The sequence below is a fragment of the Bacteroidota bacterium genome, from assembly GCA_026391695.1.
Lineage (GTDB): Bacteria > Bacteroidota > Bacteroidia > Bacteroidales > JAGONC01 > JAPLDP01.
Genome location: JAPLDP010000051.1, coordinates 1 through 2,514 on the forward strand (window position 1 = coordinate 1; position 2,514 = coordinate 2,514).

Below are 2,514 nucleotides of genomic sequence, written 5' to 3' on the forward strand. Positions count from 1 at the left end.
GTATATAAGTGTATCGTGTAAAAGCATAAAATTCTTATAGGGTCCGATGTTAATAACTACATCGTCCATGCTATTTACAAAATCGCAACCTGTAATAATAACTGTGCCCCTATCAGTCGCAGCCATTCCTCCAATGGATGCAATAACTGTTGAATTAGTGAATTGCGAATTCGTTAATTCAAAAGATTGATCATTATCCCTGTAAAATCCCAGGTATGAATCATCAAAAACACAATTTTCGATTTCCAGCTTATTAACATAAGCTGAAAATGTAACACCTTCGAATTGATCATCATTTATTGACAGATCAAGTTCATAATTTTTGATTTCGATGACAAAAGAGGCACCTTCTTCTGTCAGAAACGAAATATTACTTGCCAATTCAACTCCCATTACGATGTTTCCATAAACGATAATACTGTCCATACCTGATACTGCCGTGATTGTGTCATTTTGATAAAAATTCAAAGTAGCTCCATTTTCAATGATCAATTTCCCGTTATTTTCGAAACGAAGATTCCCGTCATAAGGAACAGTTAGCGTGACCCCGCTTCTAACGGTAATTTTTGTTGAAATGGTTGTTATTGGAGGAAGAGTGATATCATGGGTTACCTCAAATCCCTGAGCCATAATATTTAATGCAGGATCTCCAAAAAAATTAAATGCATGCTTATATTGTGGCACGTTTGCTTCATTTCTCATCTTACTTTCCAGGATATATTCCCCTGTAATATGTGATAAATCATTGAAAATAGTATATGGAATAAGTTCCTGAAAATATTTAGGTGGATAACAAATATCGTTAATATCAGCTTTACAACCCACATTCCTGCATGCTCCTAAAAAACCTGTAAACCCTCTTGTTCCTGAATAAGTTGTCATTCTTTCGCCAAAGCAATCGCTGATCGTATCAAAATGTCCTATATTGCATGCAATAGCATGTACTACAGGAGATTTGTAATCATTAATCAGATTGGACTCCATTTCATTCATTGTCATTGTCGACCACCTGTCAAAATCACCATGACCAAAATAAGTAAAAGTCCCGACACCTTCATTCAATGCAGAATATACTTGATCCTCATAATTTTCTTCTGCACCGTCAATTTCATCCACGATAAAATATGAGGGAACCAGGCTCTCAATAAATTCAAGATAAGGTTGGTGATAATCATAGTGTGGATCAATTTGTACGAATACTCCGGTTTCGTTCCGCCATCCTCTGGGCGGCGGGACTTCAGATTCATCATAAAAGGTGGCTTCCGATTCATAATATAATAGTCAGAAGGAAAATCAAAAACGTTGTCATATGAAGTTGGCATTCCATTGTTTCCCATATATTCAGAATCTCCAATCAATAACACATAACCCAGTTTGCCATCATATGTATGCAGGGCATGAGCTCCTTCGTAAATACGTCGGATACAGGTTCGGATACGTTGCGCTTTTTTGTGTTGAGGGGTTGTAACATCGTAATAAAAGTGAAGATAATCGGAAATGATACTATCAGCATTCAATATCGCCACATCAAAACCATTATAAAATGCGCGATGGTTGGCAATTGCCAATACTTCTGATTCAGGATTATCCGGTTCGAAAAAATGATGGTCACAAATGATCAGGTAATCGGCAACAATAGTGTGAGCCTTGGCTGTATCAGTAAGTGTGACCCACTGCACATTCCCGTTACCCTCCACATTGTCGTTAATGCTTGCCCTGATGCCGCTTGAAAGATAGTTTAAAAATGTGTTGGTTGCCACATTATTGAAAATACCGGTATTCACGTTTACATCTGTTATGGGATTGCTAAAACCAAGATTTACCTGGTAATTTGTATAAACGATAATGTGGTTTGTTACAGGGTTGAACTGTACCGGGTATAGGTATACCTCGGCATATTTCTGGCCGCGAAGGTAGCCGGTTGAAACAATTTCGGCATTCATACCGGGCAGGTAAGTGTTTTGGTCATACACGGCTTCGTTTTTCGAAAATACTTCCTGCAGATAAACCGAATTGCCCGGGCCCTGAACTTCTTCGTAATCAGGAGCAGGGTAAATGTTGTAGCTGCTGAAATCAGTCTGACTGATAATGTTAATTGTTAGAATAACGTCATCACATTCGGGTATGGCAATCAATTGCCGGATGTAAGGTAGTTCGGGTTCGCCGGTTTGAGCGGATTTTCCTGAACACGGTATTTCAATCCTTTGAAAGTTTTCGCCTCCTTCTGTAAGGTTTTCTTTGAACATTCCGCAAACTTCAACGGTGTATTGTACCTGCTGGTTGTTGGATTGGATCAGATTGATAACAGGAGCCTGGGGATTGGACCGGGTAAAGGTTACCCAGTCATGGGCCGATACCATGATGCCAGTCAGACAACATAAAACTAAAAGTAAGGGTGACTTTTTCATTGTAAGAGAGTTTAGTGAATGAATAATACTTTTTTATACTGGGAAGGAGTGTTGTTATAGCTGATGTTATAAAGATAAATTCCAGCCGGAACATTGTTTCCTTTAC

1 protein-coding gene and 1 pseudogene are annotated in these 2,514 nt (G+C 38.5%); both read right to left on the reverse strand.

Annotated features, from left to right (window positions below; translation table 11 throughout):
- Positions 1-1,188 (reverse strand): C25 family cysteine peptidase (locus NT175_07200; GenBank protein ID MCX6234497.1); only part of this gene is annotated, 1,188 nt, incomplete at its 3' end.
- 554 nt (positions 1,189-1,742) lie between these two features.
- A pseudogene (locus NT175_07205) lies at positions 1,743-2,360 on the reverse strand (hypothetical protein).
- Positions 2,361-2,514: the final 154 nt, after the last annotated feature.